Origin of the sequence: Brevundimonas sp. TWP2-1 (assembly GCF_049897645.1) — a bacterium.
In the GTDB taxonomy this organism is placed as follows: Bacteria; Pseudomonadota; Alphaproteobacteria; order Caulobacterales; family Caulobacteraceae; genus Brevundimonas.
This window is the reverse complement of the sequence record NZ_JAFCWR010000002.1, coordinates 14,722-32,223: the sequence shown is the minus strand read 5'-3', so window position 1 is coordinate 32,223 and position 17,502 is coordinate 14,722. Positions and strand designations below refer to the sequence as shown.

Below are 17,502 nucleotides of genomic sequence, written 5' to 3'. Positions count from 1 at the left end.
CCTTTCGTGGGCCGATTGCTTCGACCTGACAAGGCGTCAACCGCCGCCGCCCAGCGCGGGCGCCCACCCGCCGGCCTTCAGCAGCAGCGCCGCCGAGTTCCCCATCTGCCAAAGACTGTAGAGCAGCACTACGACCAGTGCTCCGACCGCAACCCTGCGCCAGGTTGCGAACGCCGCCGTCGCCGTGCCGATCACGAAGATGGCGACGCCGGTCCACAGGCGCACCGAACTGGCGACTTGGGCAAAGCCGGGATTGAGCTGGGCCAGGATGATCACGATCACGGCGACGATCAGATTGGCCGCCAGAATACAGCTGAACACCAGCCGTCGGTGGGCCCAGAAATGGTCGTCCAGGTCGATCCGCTCGTCGCCGCCTTCGGCCGAGACGCGCGGGAAGGTCACGCTGGCCGCAACGTAGAAGGTGGCGGCGATGGCCAGCGAGACGATCAGCACGAAGGTGTTGAACGGCGCGCCCCTGAAGATGACCCAGGCCTGGTTCCAGAAGGTGGCGATGTCGATAGCCACAAACAGGGCCAGCATCGGCGTCAGCCAGCCGAACCGGATCCGCTGCTTCTCATGCAGCACCCGCGCAAACCCGCCCACCAGTTCGGCGACCGAAAGGCCCAGCAGCAGGCCATAAAAGCTGAAGAAGAATTCGAACGCGCTCACATCGCCCCCCGGCGTGACCAAGAGCCAAGCTTACTTCCAGATCGGTGTTCCGTCGCCGGGAAGGCCCAGCCGGTCCCACATGTCGGAAACCCGTTCGATCACAGCCTCGTCCATACGGATTTCCTCGCCCCATTCGCGCTTGGTCTCAGGCGGCCATTTGTCCGTCGCGTCCAGGCCGATTTTGGAGCCCAGACCGCTTTCGGGGCTGGCGAAGTCCAGATAGTCGATGGGCGTCGATTCGATCACGGTGATGTCGCGGGCCGGGTCCATCTTGGTCGAGATGGCCCACATGACGTCCTTCCAGTCGCGGGCGTCGATGTCGTGGTCCACCACGATGACCCATTTGGTGTACATGAACTGGCGCAAATAGCTCCAGACGCCCAGCATCACCCGCTTGGCGTGGCCCGGATAGGCCTTCTTCATCGACACCACGGCGATCCGGTAACTGCACCCCTCGGGCGGCAGCCAGAAGTCGACGATCTCCGGGAACTGCTGGCGCAAAAGCGGAATGAACACCTCGTTCAGCGCCTCGCCCAGCACCGACGGCTCGTCGGGCGGGCGGCCCGTGAAGGTGGTCAGATAGATCGGGTTCTTGCGCATGGTGATCGCGCTGACCTGGAAGACCGGGAACTTCTCGACCGAATTGTAGTAGCCGGTGTGGTCGCCATACGGACCTTCGTCCTCGAACTCGTTCAGCAGGACATGGCCTTCCAGCACGATCTCGGCCTGGGCCGGCACCATCAGCGGCACGGTCTTGCAGGCGACCAGCTCGGCCTTGGCGCCGCGCATCAGGCCGGCGAACTGATATTCCGACAGGGTGTCCGGCACCGGCGTCACCGCCGCCAGGATGGTTCCTGGATCGGCGCCCAGCACCACGGCGCAGGGCAGGGGCTCAGCGGGCCGGGCCTTCTTGTGCCGCGCATAGTGCTGCGCCCCGCCGCGGTGCGCCAGCCAGCGCATGATGGCCTTGTCCTTGCCAAGGACCTGCATCCGATAGATGCCCAGGTTGAAATCATCCTCGCGGTCCTCGCTGGGCCCCTTGGTCACGACCAGGCCCCAGGTGATCAGAGGCGCCGGCTCGCCGGGCCAGCAGGACTGGACGGGCAGGGCGGTCAGGTCGATCTGGTCGCCATTCAGCACCACCTCCTGCACCGGCGCCTTCTTCACCACCTTGGGCCGCATCGACATGACGGTCTGCATCAGCGGCAGCATCTCCATCGCGTCGCCCAGCCCACGCGGCGGTGTCGGATTGCGCAGGAAGGCCAGCAGTTCCCCGACTTCGCGCAGCTCGCCCGCCGTCGTCCGGTTCTTGCCCTCCAGCGTCACCCCCATGGCGACCCGCTTCACCGTGCCGAACAGATTGGCCAGGCAGGGGATGGGGCTGATCGTTCCGTCCGGCATGACCGGCTTTTCGAACAGCACCGCCGGCCCGCCGTTCCGCAGCAGCCGGGTCTGGATCTCGGTCATCTCCAGCACGGTGGAGACGGGTTCGGACACCCGCACCAGCTCGCCCTGGGCTTCCAGCTGATCGATGAAGTCACGCAGGGATTTGTAGGCCATGGCTCGCTATTATCCGTGTCGGATGTCGAACTAAGCAGGGGGCTGCTCAATCTTGAAATTGCGCAACGCCGCACGAACAACATCACTGCTGTCCTCATAGCCGCCGGATGCCACGAGATCATCGACGAACTGCCACAGTCCGTCGGTTAAGCGGACATTACGCTCGTTGGATTCCTGCGCCGTTACGTCAATCAGCGGCGACGGTTCGGCGTCATTCCCAAATATCAACCACGAGGGCGAGACAGAGAGAACTTCAGCTAGTTTTTCAAGATGACCGCCTCGAGGTGTGGTGGCTCCTTTAAACCAGTTGCTTACACACTGGGCGCTTAGGTCTAAATCAAATTTAGTTTTCAACTTTCGTCGGATTTCGCTTTGACGGCCATGTCCCATGATGTCTTTTCGATCACAGGCCTCAACTAAACGATCAGAAAATTGGGTCATAAATGTATTCCAGCTTTAAACTCACTCCATTTTTCAAAAATAAAGTGAATAAGCAAGAGAAATCTAACTCCTGTCTTGGTCGTTTTTCTTGATCAACTAGCGAATGGCTGCGGCCTCGCTGTCACGCACTGCCCGGCCGAACACGCGATCCAGTCCGACCAGCGCCAGTCCGACCAGCAGGAAGAAGACCAGCAGCCCGCCGAAGATCATCACGACCCGCCCCAGACCCAGCTGATCCACATTGACGAACCCATACGGCCACCAATGCGTCGCTAGGCCGTGGATCAGCGTCCACCCGCCATAGATCAAGGGAAAGGCCAGCCATTTCGCCGGGTCGATCCAGCGCAAACGGCCCTTGGGCGTGAACCACAGCCAGTCCAGCACGAAGGCGACGGGCATGACGTAATGCAGCACCACATTGACCAGCAGCGACCAGCCGGTGGGGTTCCAGTAGGGATGCAGCAGGAAATGATAAACCACCCCGACCACCACGATATACATGGCGACGGCCGCGCGGACGCCCTCGCTGGCGCTCCAACGGCCCAGTCTGGAGCCCTCGCCCAAAAGCGGGCCGGTGAAGGCCAGGGCGACCAGGATGTTGGTCAGGATGGTGAAGAAGCTGAAATAGTTGATCGTCCGCTCCAGCACCGACCATCCCTGAACCGGCGCCACCATCAGCAGATATTGAAGCGCGAGCGCGGTCCAGCCCACGACGGCGAACGTCGCGCGCCACAGCCTGGGCTGGTCCCGTTTGCGAAACACCGGCGCCTCCGTCGATCAGGCGGCAGTCTTGTCCCATTCGAACGCGGGGTCCAGCCAGTCGCCCAGTCTTTCGCCGCGATCCAGCGCATCCATCCGCTGCATCTCCTCGTCCGTCAGGGCGAAGTCGAAGATGTCGAAGTTCTCGCGCGCCCGGCTTTCCTTGGTGGTGCGGGGAATGGCGATGATCCCGTGCTGGATCAGCCAGCGCAGGGTGATTTGACCGTTGGTCTTGCCGTGCGCCTTGGCCAGTTCGCTGATGGTGGCGTCGTCGGCGATCTTGCCTTGGGCCAGCGGCGACCAGGCGGTGATCGACGAGCCCAGCTCGGCCGCCGTGGCGACCAGCTGGTCGATGCCGAGATAGGGATGGTGCTCGACCTGGTCGGTGATCAATCGCGCCTTGGACAGGCCCTGCGCCTGGCGGAACTCCCTGGACGGGAAGTTGGACAAGCCGATCGACTTGGTCAGCCCCTCGTCCTTGGCGGCGTTCAGCGCGCCCAGCGTCTCCTCGAACGACGGCGTCGTCTTGGGCCAGTGCAGCAGCAACAGGTCCGGCGTCGTGCCCAGGCTGTCGGCCGATTCCTTGGCCTGTTTCAGCAGGGCGTCATGGGTGAAATGCTCGACCCAGATCTTGGTCGTCAGGAACAGGTCCTCGCGCGCCACGCCGGAATCCCTGATGCCTTCGCCCACCGCCTGCTCGTTCTTGTAGATCCAGGCCGTATCGATGTGGCGATACCCGATCCGCAACGCCTCGGCGACCATGCGCCGCGCATCCGCCGGCTCCAGTTGCCAGGTGCCGAAGCCGAGCAGGGGGATTTCGATTCCATCGACGGTGATCGTGGGTTGGTCGCCATAGGCCATGGGGCGCGCCTTCGCTGCGTTCAGGGGAGCGTGTAATTAGGCGCCCGATCCCGTTCCGGTAAGACGCGGATGCTGTTTCGACAGACTTTTCGGCGCGACCTTGCGCCATCGCCTGTCCAGCGCCGCCTTCAGCCAGACCGGATCGACCGTCGCGATGCGCGCCAGGACGATGGGATAGTCGCGATAGTGGTCGGTGAAATGAAACGTCGCCGGGTCCATCTCGATCAGCAGGTCACGCTCATCGCGATTGTCCAGATGCACCAGGATGCTGTCGTCCAACTGGGGCCGCATCCAAGTGAAGAACTTGCCCGCCACCTTGTACGACGCCTCACCATAGGACACGCCGTCCTCGACGCCCGGAAACGACAGCAGCAGGGCGCGGACCTCGTCGCGGGTCATCGGCGTCGGTCGTCGCCCAGCACTACGGTCGCGGCCTTGGCGTTCTCGACCGTCTTGAGCAGGCGCAACTGGGCCAGTTCGGGATTGTCCTTGAGCAGTCGGGCGGCGTTGGCGAGGGAGCGTAGGGAGGCCTGTTCGCCACGGGCGCGTTCGAGCGCGGCGAGACCTTCCAGACGTGCACGCTCGACCTCGGTCATCAGGCGGCGCAACTCCGGCGGCAGGATGACCCCGGTGATCTGGGCCTGTTCGATGCGTGCGGCGCCGACCGTGTCGCCCAGCAGGGCGGCGAAGGCGGCGTCGGCGTCGGGCGACTGCGCCAGCAGGGTCTCCAGCGTCATCTCGCCCGCCAGCCGCGTCAGGGCGACGCCGGCGGCCAGGTCGAGCAGGGGTTCGACCGGTTCCCGGATCGACCTTTCGGCGTCCTCGATCCGGTAGATGACGGCGGCGGACAGCCTCAAAGCCATGCGTTCGGACGACATCACGTCGGCGCGGATCACATGCACCTGACGATCCAGGGTGACCGGCTGGACATGCAGGTTGCGGCCGGTCTTCCACAGCCAGTGAACGCCGGGATCCAGCAGACGCTCATAGACACCGTCCACATAGAGGGCCCCGCGCTGCCAGGCGTTGATCCTGATGCGCCGACGGCCGCTCAGCAGCAGCGCCACACCGAAGGCGATCACCACGACGACGGCGACGGCCAGCAGACCCCAGGGATCGAACATGCATCCTCCGATCGGGATGCCCGGCGCCGCAGCGGAGGGGCGGGGGCGCGAAGCCCGCAGGGCCCGTCCACGGCTTGCCTTTCGGCCGGCGCCGGGCGTCCTTCTTGTGACCAAACACGAGAGGCGCCCCTTTTTGGCTGACCGCGCCCGTGACCGGGCGTCGCGCCGAGACGGCCTCTGACGGGGCAAGAGCCCCGCCTCACCTTAGCGCCACGCGACCCATCGTCCAGCCTTCAGTAGGCCAATGCGATCCCGTCCTTGCGCATCTCGGTCGCCGCGCCATAGGTCCAGCGACCGCCGGGGTTCATTTGCTTCATGACGTTCTGATAGCCGCCGAACCCACCGTCAGGTTCGCCAAGCGTCCAGCCCATGGCCCGCAGCTGCGCCTTGGTCGCCTCGGGCACGCCGCTTTCCAGATGAAGCACGCCGGTTCCTTCCTGCGGCTGGCCGGTCGGCTCGGACGAGCCATAGTGCTGCCAGCGGGGGGCGTCGCCGGCCGCCTGGGGCTCCAGCCCATAGTCGACCATATTGATGATGATCTGGGCTTGGCCCTGGGGCTGCATGGCGCCGCCCATGACGCCGAACGCCATCCAGGGCTCGCCGTCCTTGACCGCGAAACCGGGGATAATGGTCTGGAACGGGCGCTTGCCGGGCGCATAGACATTGGGATGGCCGTCGGTCAGGGCGAACAGCTCGCCCCGGTCCTGGAACATGAAGCCCAGCGGCTCCGACCCATTGTCCGGCGCCAGGCCCGAGCCCATGCCGCGATAGTTGGACTGGATCCAGCTGACCATCATTCCGTCGGCGTCGGCGACGCTGAAATAGGTGGTGTCGCCATGGTGCGGGGCGTCGCCGGGCATGACCCGGTCCATCACTCGGTCCGGCCGGATCAGTTTCGCCCGTTCGGCGGCATAGGCCTTGGAGTTCAGCCATTCGACCGGGGTCTTTGAGAACCGGTCGTCGGCGAACCAGCGCGCCCGGTCCTCGAACGCCAGCCGCTTGGCCTCGGCCTGGACGTGCAGCGAGGCGGCGGACTGGAAGCCCATGGATTTCAGATCGAACTGTTCGCAGATGTTCAGGATCTGGTTGGTCGACAGCCCTTGCGTGTTCGGACCCAGGCCGAAGACGTCCACCCCGCGATAGTTGGTCTGGATCGGTTCGACCCATTCGGTGTGGTGGGCGGCCATATCGGCGCGGGTCATCCAGCCGCCGATCCGCTTGAAATAGGCTTCCATCTGGTCGGCGAGGGGGCCGTCGTAGAAGGCGTCGCGCCCGCCCTCGGCGATCATCCGCAGGGTCTTGCCCAGGAAGGGATTGGCGAACATCTCGCCCACTTTCGGCGTCGCGCCGTTCGCGGCCCAGATGCGCTTCCTGTTGTCGTTCTCCTCAATCGGGATCACGCCCCGGTCGAAGGCGGCCATATTGCGTTCCAGGTAGTAGGCGATGACCTGGGGCATGGGGACGCCCTGTTCGCACAGTTCGGCGACCGGCAGCAGCACATCCTTCCAGGGCAGTTTCCCATACCTCTGATGCGCGCTCCACCAGGCGTCCACAGTGCCCGGCACGTTCACCGTCACCGCGCCATAGCGCGGCAGATAGCCGTCGATGGCCTTGGACCGCGCGGTCGCCAGGCTGAGGCCCCGCGGACTGGCGCCCGAGCCGTTCAGGCCGACGACCTTCTTCTGCTTCGGGTCCCACAGCATGCAATAGGCGTCGCCGCCGATCCCGTTGGCCACCGGCTCCAGAAAGCCTAGCGCCGCATTGATGGCGATGGCCGCGTCGATGGCCGATCCGCCGCGTCTCAGGGTGTCGATCCCGATCAGGCTGGCTGCCGGGTGGGCCGTGGCCGCCGCCCCGTTCGCGCCCCAGACGGTGGACCGCCCCATGAACTTCGGCCCGGTGATCCGGTCGCCGATGCCGACGCCGGCATAGGGATCAGGACGGGCGGGGGCGGGGGCCGCTTCGGTCGGTTTGGCGGTCGGGGAGGCTTGTCGGGCCTGAGCCGCCGACGCCGCCATTGCTCCGGCCGTCAAGGCTCCAGCAGGCAGGGCGGACAGGAAGGTGCGACGATGCATGGGCGAACTCCTCGAACGGCCGATGGGGCATCAAGGCGGGGTCCGGTCCATCCGGCAAGCCCCAATCTCGTCGAGCACGCAGCCAAAGAAAAAGGCCGCGTCCCTTTCGGAACGCGGCCCAAATTCTTGAACTGACAAAAGCCCTATTCGATGTCTTCGTTCAGCAGACCGACCTTGAAGAAGCCGTTCTCCTGCATCGTGTTCATGACTTCCATGAACTGCGAATATTTCACTTCCGGCTGAGCGCGGACGAAGACGCGCTCTTCCTGGCAGGAACCGCCGCCCAGGGCGGTGCAGACGTCAGCGGCCAGGTTGTCGATGGAGGTTTGGTTCTCGGCGATGAACAGCTGACCCGAGTCCTGGATGGTGATGTACACCGGTTCCTTTTCCTCGGTCGGATTGGTGGGCGGCTGCGCCGGCGGCAGGTCCAGACGGATCGACACGGTCGCCATAGGCGCGGCGACCATGAAGATGATCATGAGCACCAGCAGAATGTCGATGAACGGCGTGATGTTGATATCCGCCGTCTGTTCGATCGTGTGCTTGTCCCCACCGGAACCACCCAGCTTGGCAGCCATGCATCGTCTCCGTTACTCGCCGGCTGCAATCCGCGCCGACATTTCCCTATGGATCGCCCGAAGGCTTGATCGGTTCTTGGCGTCCCGATGCGGGCTTGTAAAGCGGTTCTAAACGATCTGCCGTTCCCGAACGTCAATTATACGCGACAGTCGTCCCCGAGTTCAGGCCTCAGGCCTTGGCCAGCTTCAGAAAACGGTCCGCCAAGGCAGGATCGTCCTTGAAGGCGCCGGTGAAGCGGGTCGTGATGGTCGAAACGTGCCGATGATGCACCCCACGCGTGGTCATGCACTGATGCTCGGCGTCCACCAGCACCGCCACGCCGCGCGGCTGCAGGTGCGATTCGATGGCGTCGATGATGTCGTTGGTCAGGGTTTCCTGGTTCTGCAGCCGCCGGGCATAGATCTCGACCACCCGCGCCAGCTTGGAGATTCCAACCACCTTCTCGCCGGGCAGATAGGCGACATAGGCCTTGCCCAGGAAGGGAGCCATGTGGTGCTCGCAGTGGCTCTCGACCTCGATGTCGCGCAGGATGACCATGTCGTCGTAACCGGTCACGTCCTCGAAGGTGCGGCTCAACTCCTTGCCCGCATCGGCGTCATAGCCGTCGAACCATTCGCCGTAAGCGTCCACCACCCGTTTCGGTGTGTCGATCAGGCCGGGACGGTTCGGATTGTCGCCGGCCCAGGCGATCAGGGTCCGCACGGCCTCCAGCGCCTGTTCGCGGCTGGGACGCACAACGGTCTCATCGCTGCTGACGAGGACGGGCTTGGCGGGGATGACGCTCATGGACTCGATTTTCCGGCCGGGGCGGGCGGGTGCGCCCGGTTTACCTTCTACAATCCGTCGGGACTGTATATCAGGCCGCTATATGGGACGGACCCTCCGTCCTGCAAGAAAACGAAGTCTAGCTATCTTATGCCGCTGCACATCCACGACACCCTGCACCGTGAAAAGCGCCTGTTCGAACCGCGCGATCCGAACCGGGTGACCCTCTATGTCTGCGGCCCGACGGTCTATGACTACGCCCATATCGGCAATGCGCGCCCGCCGGTGGTGTTCGACGTCCTGGTGCGGCTGCTGCGCCGGACCTATGGCGCCGACAAGGTCATCTACGCCCGCAACGTCACCGACGTGGACGACAAGATCAATCAGAAGGCCGCCCGCGAGGGCGTGCCCATCGGCGAGGTCACGGCCCGCTACGAGGCCGCCTATCTGGCCGACATGGGCCTGCTGAACGTGTCGCCGCCTGACCTCGCCCCCCACGTCACCGACTATATCCCGGCCATCGTCGATCAGATTCAGGCCATCGTCGACGCCGGCTGCGCCTATGCGGCCGAGGGGCACGTCCTGTTCGACGTCTCGTCCTACAAATCATACGGCGCCCTGTCGGGCCGGAACCTGGACGACATGATCGCCGGCGCCCGCGTCGAGGTCGCCCCCTACAAGAAGAACCCCCACGACTTCGTCCTGTGGAAGCCGTCCAAGACCGACGAACCGTCCTGGCCGTCGCCCTGGGGCGAGGGGCGGCCCGGCTGGCACATCGAATGCTCGGCCATGATCGAACAGACCCTGGGCCTGCCCATCGACATCCACGGCGGCGGCATCGACCTGGTCTTCCCCCACCACGAGAACGAGATCGCCCAAGGCGTCTGCGCCCACGGCCACGCCCATGATGACCACGCCCACGACGCATACGCCCGCTACTGGATGCACAACGGCTTCCTGACCGTGGACGCCGAGAAGATGTCCAAGTCCGTCGGCAACGTCCTGCTGCTGCACGACCTGGTCCAGGCCATGCCGGGCGAGGTCGTCCGCTGGGCGCTGCTGAGCGCCCACTATCGCCAGCCGCTGGACTGGAACCAGGGGCTGCTGGATCAGTCGAAGAAGTCGCTGGATCGCCTGTACGGCGCCCTGCATCGCTCCAGCGGCGTCGAGGTCGTCGATCTCGATCCGCCCGCCGACTTCCTCAAATCCATCGAGGACGACCTGAACACGCCGGGCGCCATGGCGACCCTGTTCGCCCTGTCCAGCGAGATCGAGCGCGGCATGACGGCCGGCGACGCGGCCGCCGTGGCCCAGGCTCGCGGCCGCCTGGTCGCCTGCGCCTCCATCCTGGGCGTGCTCCAGGCCGACCCGGCCGCCTGGCTGGAAGGCGACGTCTCCGACGCCCTGCGCGTCGAGGTCGAGGCCTTGCTGGAGCAACGCGCCGCCGCCCGCGCCGCCAAGGACTGGCACGAGGCCGACCGCATCCGCGACCGCTTGAACGAACTGAACGTCGTCGTCATGGACGGCCCAGAAGGCGCCACCTGGCGGATGAAGGGCTGAAGCCCCACAGACGCCTCTCCCTCCCCTTCATGGGGAGGGACGATCGCGCAGCGATCCGGGTGGGGCCGTGAGGGCAGCGGAGACGCTTCATACTGCCCCACCCCGGCTTCGCTCCGCTTCGCCGCCCCTCCCCATGAAGGGGAGGGAGAGAACGCTCGCCAACCATCACAATGCCGCTGGTCCATTCTCAGCGAATCCAATCGCTTGCCGATTTATGTCCCCGTTCTCCCATCCCCCCTCCGAAACCGGCGTATTCTAAACCCGTTCCGTCGCATCGGAGGGCTCGTAAGGCCCGCGACCTTGCGGCGGCGGGAGCGGATGGAACGGGAGCGGGTCTGAAACGACCCGCGCTGACATCGACTCATGGAGCGGTGTCGGAGGGTCGAGGGGGATACTCGATCGCACTCGGGACGGGGTTCGCAGACCCCGCCGACCCGTCGCAGGCTTATGGGGTTAGGCGATAAGACCGCCACCGCTCGACGCCCCGAGCTTGCAGGCCAACCACCCGCGCGGAGCGTCATACCCTTCGTCGAAACGGTACTTACAAACTCACACTCCGGGCGAAGGCCCGGCGCTCCGCCCAGCCCTCCAACATCTCCGCCCGCAAAGGCAGGAGCGCCGAACCATGCCCGGATTTACGTCCTCAGTTCGCCCGGCGGATCAGTTCGTCCGCCAGCGTCGGCGTCAGATAGCCGTCGGCGATCCGACCCGTCGCCACCTGCCAGCGGCGCAGGGCTGCGCGGGTGTTGGTCCCGATCACCCCATCGACGCCTTGGGTGTCATAACCCAGCTGCGTCAGCGCCCGCTGCGCCCCGATCCTCTGCTCGCGCGACATCGACGGATCGTTGGGCCAGGCCTTGCTCAGGGCCGGCTTGCCCATGATCCCGTCCGCCGTCAGGCCGATCGCCAGGGCGTAGCTGACCGAGTTGTTGTAGCGCCGGATCACATAGTGGTTGGGCAGGGCCAGGAAGGCCGGGCCGTTTGCCCCCTGCGGCAGCAGGATGGTCGCCTCTTCCAACGCCTCGGCTCCGTTCGGCGTGCCGCCCTGCGCCAGACGCACGCCCTTGGCCGCCCAATAGGCCCAATTGTGTTTGGGCCCTTCCGCCTCGGCATAGTCGAAGCCAGAGGGCAGGGTGACTTCGTATCCCCAGCTCTGGCCACGCTTCCATCCGGCCTGGGCCAGCAGGTTGGCGGCGGACGCCAGGGCGTCGGCGTCGTCACGCCAGATGTCGACCTTGCCGTCGCCGTCCTGATCCACGCCCAGTCGCAGATAGTTGTCGGGCATGAACTGGGTCTGGCCCATGGCCCCGGCCCAGCTGCCCTTCAGGCCCGCGCGCTCGCGTCGGCCGTCCACGACGATGTCCAGCGCATCCTTCAACTGACCCTCGGCCCAGTCGCGGCGGCGACCGTCATAGGCCAGGGTCGCCAGCGAGCGGATGACGTCATAGTCGCCCTGGACCTGACCAAAGGCGCTCTCCTGCGCCCAGACGCCGACCAGGATTTCGCTGGGCACGCCGAACCGCTGGACCACCGACCACGGCACCCGGTCGATTCGCTGCTTGGCCTGGGCGATTCGCACCGGCGTCACGGCGTTCTGGATATAGGCGCCGGCGGGCTTGGAGAACTCCGGCTGGTTGCGGTCCAGACGGATCACCGTCGGATCGGGCGCGAGGCCGTCCAGCTCGCGGGCGTAGTCGGCGCGGCGGGCGCCGCCCTTGCGCGCCAGGAACCCCTGTTTCCAGCCCTCGAAGCCCTGCTGGTCATAGGCGGCCAGCGGCGGCGTCTGCGGCGCGGGGGCAGGGGCTGTGACGGGGGCGCCCGGTTGCGGCTGGGGCTGCGGCGTCGGCAAACCCACCTGCGGCTCGGGCAACATGGGGGCGCAGGCCGAAACACAGCCGATGAGGAGAAGGCGATAGGAAAAGCGCATGAGATTCAAACTAAAGCCCCCAGGGTCAGACGTGAAATGACATCCGCGAGAACGTCCATTTCAGGGCCATAAAGCGCCAATGAGGCGAAAGCGTTGCCCTGTCGCTCCCTCGTTGGCGTCATTAACCTCGATTTTGATCGACGCCTTAAAGGCATGCGGCGTATTAGCGCAGTCCCTCTGACGGCCTGATGGCGGAGTGGCGACGCAACGGGCGTGCAACCCCGTAAACCCTCCGTTCGACTCGGAGGTCAGGCCTCCATAGTTCTTGAACGTGCTATCGCCCTTCGGGCTACTTGAGCACGTGAGAGGAAATGCGTCGCCAGGCAGGCTGAGCCTGGGTTCTATGCGGTTTTGGCCTTTGGCGGGTTGACCTTCCGAACCCCTCTCTCTATACGACCGCCTCCGCCGCGATCCGACCGGGTCAGCGGCTTTCTTATTGGTTTCTCTCAGGACGTCCGACGATGAAGGTCCGTAGCTCCCTCAAGTCCCTCAAGACCCGCCACCGCGACTGCAAGGTCGTGCGTCGCAAGGGCGTCGTCTTCGTCATCAACAAGACCGACCCGCGCTTCAAGGCGAAGCAGGGCTAAGCAGCGTTTGCAGCACGTCGCTTCGGCGGCGTGCGCACGTTGGGTCCTACTTACGATCCACAGGCTGCGGATGTTTGTCCGCGGCCTTTTTCGTGTTCGCGGTTGAGTCGCACCTGTCGGCATGGTTAGCGTCCGCGCCTGATTTCTGGAGTATCCCTCATGGCTGACGACGCGTCCTTCGACGGTGGTCCCGACATTCTCAACGCGACGGCCCAGGGCCGCCTGCGCACCATCATCGAACGCCTTGAGCGCCTCGAAGAGGACAAGCAGGCCGTCATGACCGACATGAAGGAGGTCTTCGCCGAGGCCAAGGGCGAAGGCTACGACGTCAAGATCCTGCGCAAGGTCATCCGCATCCGCAAGCAGGACAAGGCCAAGCGCCAGGAAGAGGACGCCATCCTGGACCTCTATCTGTCGGCCCTCGGCGAGATCTGAGGCTGACCCGGCTTGAAGCGCACCCCCTTCAAGCCAGGAGGCGGGCTGTCGCGCTCAGGCGGCATCAAGGGCGATGGCGCATCCAAGCTGCGCTCAAGCAGCCCGAAGGGCGGTAACGCTTCAAAAAAGTCCGCGCCCAGCCCCTTCGAGATGCAGCGCGAGGCGGCTAAACGCGCCGCGCTGAATGCTTTGAAACGCGCCCGCCGCTCGGCAGAGAAGGCGGGCGTTTCGCTGTCCGAATGGGAGGGCGAGTTCATCGACTCGGTCAGCGAGCGGGTGAAGACCCACGGCCGCGCCTTCGCCGACCCGGAAAAGGGCGCGCCGGGTCAGGCTCTGTCCGCGATGCAGGGACGCAAGCTCAAGGAAATCACCGCCAAGGCCAACGGTGAAGACCCCCGGCGCCGGTGGGGGCGAAAGAGGCGTGGCGGCTCTGAAGCGACGTCAAGCGAAAACTGATCGAAGCCGCCGTCGAGCAACGGCGGCGGCTTTCCGCAAGACGAGGAGAGGTCCGAAAGGTCTAGCTGAACCGCCGGCGCTGTTCGGCGCTGCGCAGGGTGGAGCGGAGGAATTCGGCCGGGGGGTCGGTCTCGGCGAGGACCTCGTCCTTGATGGCGCGGGGTTCGCCGAACAGGTGGCCCTGGCCCATCGCAACATCGAGCTCCAGGATGTCGACGACCTGGCGCTCGTTCTCGACCTTTTCGGCGATCACCTCGACGCCGTAGCGACGGGTCAGGGCGGCGAAGTCGGCGGCCTGGATGTCGGGCATGGAGCGCAGGGGCGCGCCGCCGTCGAGGTCCAGCAGTTGTTCGATCATCAGGTCGGCCGAGACCTTGATGAACTTGACGTCGGACCGCTGCAGGTCGGCGAAGTCGAGATCCAACGTCTGCACCTTGTCCAGCGAGAAGCGGAAGCCGAGGTCGGCTAGCTTGGCCATGTTGCGGGCCTCGACCGCGCCGCGGGCGTCGAAGGTGGCCTGGCCCAGCTCGAAGATCAGGGCCTGGTTCAGGTCGCGGTTCTCGGACAGGAAATCCAGGAACTGCGGGAAGAAGGTCTCATCGCCCAGCGAGGTCAGGGCCACGTTGCAGAAGACGCCGACCTTGCGATCCTGGCGCGCCAGGCGGCGGACGATCTGGGCGCAGCGGAAAAGCAGCAGGTTGTCGATGGCCGGCACCAGGCCCTCGCCCTCGGCCAGGGACAGATACTCGGCCGGCATCATGACCCGATCGGTCGAGTCCCGCAGGCGGGTGAAGCTCTCGTAGAAGATGGTCCGGCGCTGGGGCAGGGAGACGACCGGCTGGAGATACAGATCGACGCGACCTTCGCTGAGGGCCTCATGGATGGTGCGCAGCAGGACGTTGGACTGGGCCACGCGACGGCCCTCGAAGGTCTCGACGCCGATGTGGGGCGCGGCCGACAGGCGTTCGTCGATGCTCTCGCTCATCTGCTGGACCAGGGATTCGAGCATGCGGACCTCGCCGGTCAGGGCGTCGGTGTCGGACAGGACGCCGCTCTCGATGGCGTGGGCCAGCTCGGTCAGGGCCCCTTGTGTGGACTCCATCGCATCGGCCAGCAGGCGGTGGGCCTCGCGGACCTGACCGATTTCCTTCTTCAGGACGCGGCGCTCGGCGATGCCGGTGACGATGCCGTGAAAGGCGCCCAGCAGGCCCAGCGCGCCGAGCGTTCCGGCCACGCCTGCGCCGATCCCGAGGCCGGCGCGCCACAGGAAGGCGCCCACAGTCATGCCGAGGAACAGGTAGGCGAAATACAGAAAGCCCGTTGTTACGTTGCGCATCGGCTGGCGGTCGGCCACTCCCGGATGGAATCGCCCGAGTATCAGGCTATCAATGTCATTCGGCTAGAGCGGGAAAACAAATATCCCCGCCAAACCTACGGGAAACGCAATGGAACTGTTCGATCTGACCGGCAAGGTCGCAATCATCACCGGATCGTCGCGCGGAATCGGCAAGGCGATCGCCGAACGGCTGGCGGAGCATGGCGCCAAGGTCGTCATCTCGTCGCGCAAGGCCGGACCCTGCGACGAGGTCGCCGCCGAGATCAACGGCAAGTATGGCGAGGGACGCGCCATCGCGGTGCCGGCCAATATCGCGTCGAAGGAAGACCTGCAGCGGCTGGTGGACGAAACCAACGCCGCCTTTGGTCAGATCGACATCCTAGTCTGCAACGCCGCGACCAATCCCTATGCCGGGCCGATGGCGGGCATCGCCGACGATCAGTTCGACAAGATCCTGCAGAATAACGTCATCTCGAACCATTGGCTGATCCAGATGGTCGCGCCGCAGATGGTGGAGCGGAAAGACGGGGCGATCCTGGTGATCTCGTCCATCGGGGGTTTGCGCGGCAACGCCCTGATCGGCGCCTACAATATCTCCAAGGCGGCCGATATGCAGCTGGTGCGGAACCTGGCGGTGGAGTGGGGGCCGTCGAACGTGCGGGTCAACTGCATCGCGCCGGGCCTGGTGCAGACCGACTTCGCCAAATATCTGTGGGAGAACCCCGAGCTGCTGAAGACGGTGACGGAGCCCGCGCCGCTGAAAAGGATCGGCCAGCCCGATGAAATCGCGGGCACGGCGGTCTATCTGTGCAGCCCTGCGTCGGCCTATGTGACCGGCCAGACCCTAGTGGTGGACGGTGGATTGACGATTGCCTGGTGAAGAAACGCGCTCAAGCAGCCCGACTGACGGTCGCGCCGCGAGTGTAAAGCAAGATCTGATCTGGCGTCTGGAGGCCTTGGCCTTCCAGGCGCTGTTCGGTTTCCTGCGTCTGCTGGGCGTCGAGGGCGCGTCGGGGCTGGGCGGCTGGCTGCTGCGCACCCTGGGGCCGCTGACCGGCACGCAGAAGACGGTGATGCGCAATCTGCGGATCGCCTTTCCCGACATGGAAGCCGCCGAGCGCGAGGCGCTGGCGCTGGCCCAGTGGGATCAGACGGGGCGAACCTTCGCCGAACTGGCGGTCATGGACCGTCTGACGCCCGAGGGCGGGCGGGTCGAGGTGGTCGGTATGGAGCGGCTGCACGCCTTGCGCGACAGCGGCCGGCCGGCGGTGCTGATCTCGGGCCATCTGGCCAATTTCGAGGTGATGGCGGCGGTGATCATGGCCTCGGGCGTGCCGTGCCAGGTGACCTATCGCGCCGCCAACAATCCGTATGTGGACGCCCTGATCCGCCAGAGCCGCGAACGGTACGGCATCCGCCTGTTCGCGCCCAAGGGCGACGGGACGCGCGAGCTGATGGCGGGGATGAAGCGCGGCGATTCCATCGCCCTGCTGGTCGATCAGAAATACAATCAGGGGCCGGAAGTCGAGTTCTTCGGCCAGCCGGTGAACGCCTCGCCCGGTGCGGCGCGGCTGGCGCTGAAGTTCGACACGGTCATGCTGCCGCTGTCGGTGGTGCGGCTGCCTGGCGTGCGGTTCCGGGTGACGGCGCACGAACCGATCGTGGTCAGCCAGAGCCAAGACAAGGCGGCCGATACGCTGGCGGGGATTCAGGCCGCGAACCGTTTCGTGGAGGACCGGGTGAGGGAGCGTCCCGTGGACTGGTTCTGGGTCCACAAGCGCTGGCCCGACAAGGTCTATGCGGCGTTGGAGCGGGAGGCGTCTGACGCGCGGCGGAACGGCCCGGCGTAGTCCGGCGTCTCGCGGCGTCGGCGACAGGGGCCCACATAGTCGTCGGTCTTGATGAAGGCGCGGGGACGCATGATGACGGCGTTGATCCGGTCCAGCACGGCCTTGGCGGTGAGCGGCTTGACGATGAATTCGGTCACCCCGGCGTCGCGGGCCTCATAGACGCGGCTGCGCTCGGAATGGCCGGTCATCATGATGATCGGCAGGAAGGTGTTGGGGCTGTCGGGACTGGTGCGGACCAGGCGGGTGAACTCGACCCCGTCCAGCGGGAACATGTTGAAGTCGACGATGGCCAGGTCGATGGGGTGCCGGCGTAGCAGGTCGAAGGCGGTCGCGCCCTCGGCCGCCTCATGGACGTTGCGGATATCGGCCGAGTGCAGCACGGCGGCGGCGATGGCGCGCATGTTCTGATTGTCGTCCACCAGCAGGACGTTCAACGATCTGAGAGAAAACATCGGTCCCCGACAAATGGCGACCGGACGCTAAGGGGGTATACCTAGTCCCGCAAGCGTAGCCATTGA

General features: G+C 65.3%; 19 protein-coding genes and 1 tRNA gene. 7 read left to right on the top strand and 13 right to left on the bottom strand.

Going from position 1 to position 17,502, the window contains the following annotated elements:
* Window positions 1-36: 36 nt before the first annotated feature.
* The 10 genes from ACP7BH_RS10345 to folE form a co-directional block, all read right to left on the bottom strand.
* Window positions 37-669, bottom strand: coding sequence for a hypothetical protein (locus ACP7BH_RS10345; RefSeq protein WP_425984896.1), 633 nt, complete (start codon window positions 667-669; stop codon window positions 37-39).
* Window positions 670-699: 30 nt separating this feature from the next.
* Window positions 700-2,229: a UbiD family decarboxylase gene (locus ACP7BH_RS10340; protein ID WP_425984894.1), complete on the bottom strand. Its 1,530-nt coding sequence runs from the start codon at window positions 2,227-2,229 to the stop codon at window positions 700-702.
* A gap of 30 nt (window positions 2,230-2,259) precedes the next feature.
* Window positions 2,260-2,670: a helix-turn-helix domain-containing protein gene (locus ACP7BH_RS10335; RefSeq protein WP_425984892.1), complete on the bottom strand. Its 411-nt coding sequence runs from the start codon at window positions 2,668-2,670 to the stop codon at window positions 2,260-2,262.
* Between the two features lie 96 nt (window positions 2,671-2,766).
* A complete protein-coding gene (locus ACP7BH_RS10330; RefSeq protein WP_425984890.1) occupies window positions 2,767-3,432 on the bottom strand; it encodes a Pr6Pr family membrane protein in 666 nt (221 codons plus the stop codon).
* A gap of 15 nt (window positions 3,433-3,447) precedes the next feature.
* Window positions 3,448-4,290, bottom strand: a complete 843-nt coding sequence (locus tag ACP7BH_RS10325) for an aldo/keto reductase (RefSeq protein WP_425984888.1) — start codon at window positions 4,288-4,290, stop codon at window positions 3,448-3,450.
* A gap of 36 nt (window positions 4,291-4,326) precedes the next feature.
* A complete protein-coding gene (locus ACP7BH_RS10320; protein ID WP_425984886.1) occupies window positions 4,327-4,689 on the bottom strand; it encodes an MmcQ/YjbR family DNA-binding protein in 363 nt (120 codons plus the stop codon).
* The gene (locus ACP7BH_RS10315) at window positions 4,686-5,414 is read right to left on the bottom strand and encodes an SPFH domain-containing protein (RefSeq protein WP_425984884.1); all 729 of its coding nucleotides are present in this window, start codon (window positions 5,412-5,414) and stop codon (window positions 4,686-4,688) included. Before ACP7BH_RS10315 ends, ACP7BH_RS10320 begins: the two co-directional genes overlap by 4 nt.
* 233 nt (window positions 5,415-5,647) lie before the next feature.
* Window positions 5,648-7,489: a gamma-glutamyltransferase family protein gene (locus tag ACP7BH_RS10310; protein WP_425984882.1), complete on the bottom strand. Its 1,842-nt coding sequence runs from the start codon at window positions 7,487-7,489 to the stop codon at window positions 5,648-5,650.
* 143 nt (window positions 7,490-7,632) lie between these two features.
* The gene (locus tag ACP7BH_RS10305) at window positions 7,633-8,067 is read right to left on the bottom strand and encodes a biopolymer transporter ExbD (protein ID WP_346496361.1); all 435 of its coding nucleotides are present in this window, start codon (window positions 8,065-8,067) and stop codon (window positions 7,633-7,635) included.
* Between the two features lie 169 nt (window positions 8,068-8,236).
* Window positions 8,237-8,854, bottom strand: coding sequence for a GTP cyclohydrolase I FolE (folE, locus tag ACP7BH_RS10300; protein ID WP_425984880.1), 618 nt, complete (start codon window positions 8,852-8,854; stop codon window positions 8,237-8,239).
* A gap of 129 nt (window positions 8,855-8,983) precedes the next feature.
* On the opposite strand from folE, the gene cysS reads away from it, so the two are divergent.
* Window positions 8,984-10,393: a cysteine--tRNA ligase gene (gene cysS / locus ACP7BH_RS10295; protein ID WP_425984879.1), complete on the top strand. Its 1,410-nt coding sequence runs from the start codon at window positions 8,984-8,986 to the stop codon at window positions 10,391-10,393.
* Window positions 10,394-11,036: 643 nt separating this feature from the next.
* On the opposite strand, the gene ACP7BH_RS10290 is transcribed toward cysS, so the two are convergent.
* Window positions 11,037-12,320, bottom strand: a complete 1,284-nt coding sequence (locus ACP7BH_RS10290) for a lytic murein transglycosylase (RefSeq protein WP_425984877.1) — start codon at window positions 12,318-12,320, stop codon at window positions 11,037-11,039.
* A 182-nt stretch (window positions 12,321-12,502) separates the two neighbouring features.
* On the opposite strand from ACP7BH_RS10290, the gene ACP7BH_RS10285 reads away from it, so the two are divergent.
* From ACP7BH_RS10285 to ACP7BH_RS10270, 4 genes are all read left to right on the top strand, one after another.
* Window positions 12,503-12,579: transfer RNA gene (locus ACP7BH_RS10285), tRNA-Ala, on the top strand.
* A 202-nt stretch (window positions 12,580-12,781) separates the two neighbouring features.
* Window positions 12,782-12,907: a type B 50S ribosomal protein L36 gene (gene ykgO, locus ACP7BH_RS10280; RefSeq protein ID WP_008263184.1), complete on the top strand. Its 126-nt coding sequence runs from the start codon at window positions 12,782-12,784 to the stop codon at window positions 12,905-12,907.
* Between the two features lie 159 nt (window positions 12,908-13,066).
* The gene (locus tag ACP7BH_RS10275) at window positions 13,067-13,342 is read left to right on the top strand and encodes a DUF2312 domain-containing protein (protein ID WP_135195123.1); all 276 of its coding nucleotides are present in this window, start codon (window positions 13,067-13,069) and stop codon (window positions 13,340-13,342) included.
* Between the two features lie 150 nt (window positions 13,343-13,492).
* On the top strand, window positions 13,493-13,798 hold the full coding sequence (locus ACP7BH_RS10270) for a hypothetical protein (protein ID WP_425987059.1): 306 nt from the start codon (window positions 13,493-13,495) through the stop codon (window positions 13,796-13,798).
* 61 nt (window positions 13,799-13,859) lie between these two features.
* Here the strand turns inward: ACP7BH_RS10270 and ACP7BH_RS10265 are convergent, their stop codons facing one another.
* The gene (locus ACP7BH_RS10265) at window positions 13,860-15,134 is read right to left on the bottom strand and encodes an EAL domain-containing protein (protein ID WP_425984875.1); all 1,275 of its coding nucleotides are present in this window, start codon (window positions 15,132-15,134) and stop codon (window positions 13,860-13,862) included.
* 109 nt (window positions 15,135-15,243) lie between these two features.
* Between ACP7BH_RS10265 and ACP7BH_RS10260 the strand changes: the two genes are divergently transcribed.
* A complete protein-coding gene (locus ACP7BH_RS10260) occupies window positions 15,244-16,014 on the top strand; it encodes an SDR family NAD(P)-dependent oxidoreductase (RefSeq protein ID WP_425984873.1) in 771 nt (256 codons plus the stop codon).
* Window positions 16,004-16,984 carry a lysophospholipid acyltransferase family protein gene (locus tag ACP7BH_RS10255; protein ID WP_425984871.1) on the top strand — a complete coding sequence of 327 codons (981 nt, stop codon included), beginning with the start codon at window positions 16,004-16,006 and terminating at the stop codon, window positions 16,982-16,984. Before ACP7BH_RS10260 ends, ACP7BH_RS10255 begins: the two co-directional genes overlap by 11 nt.
* Here the strand turns inward: ACP7BH_RS10255 and ACP7BH_RS10250 are convergent.
* Entirely contained in the window at window positions 16,930-17,436 is a 507-nt protein-coding gene (locus ACP7BH_RS10250) for a response regulator (protein WP_425984869.1), read from the bottom strand. The two genes, ACP7BH_RS10255 and ACP7BH_RS10250, sit on opposite strands and share 55 nt — an antisense overlap.
* Window positions 17,437-17,502: the final 66 nt, after the last annotated feature.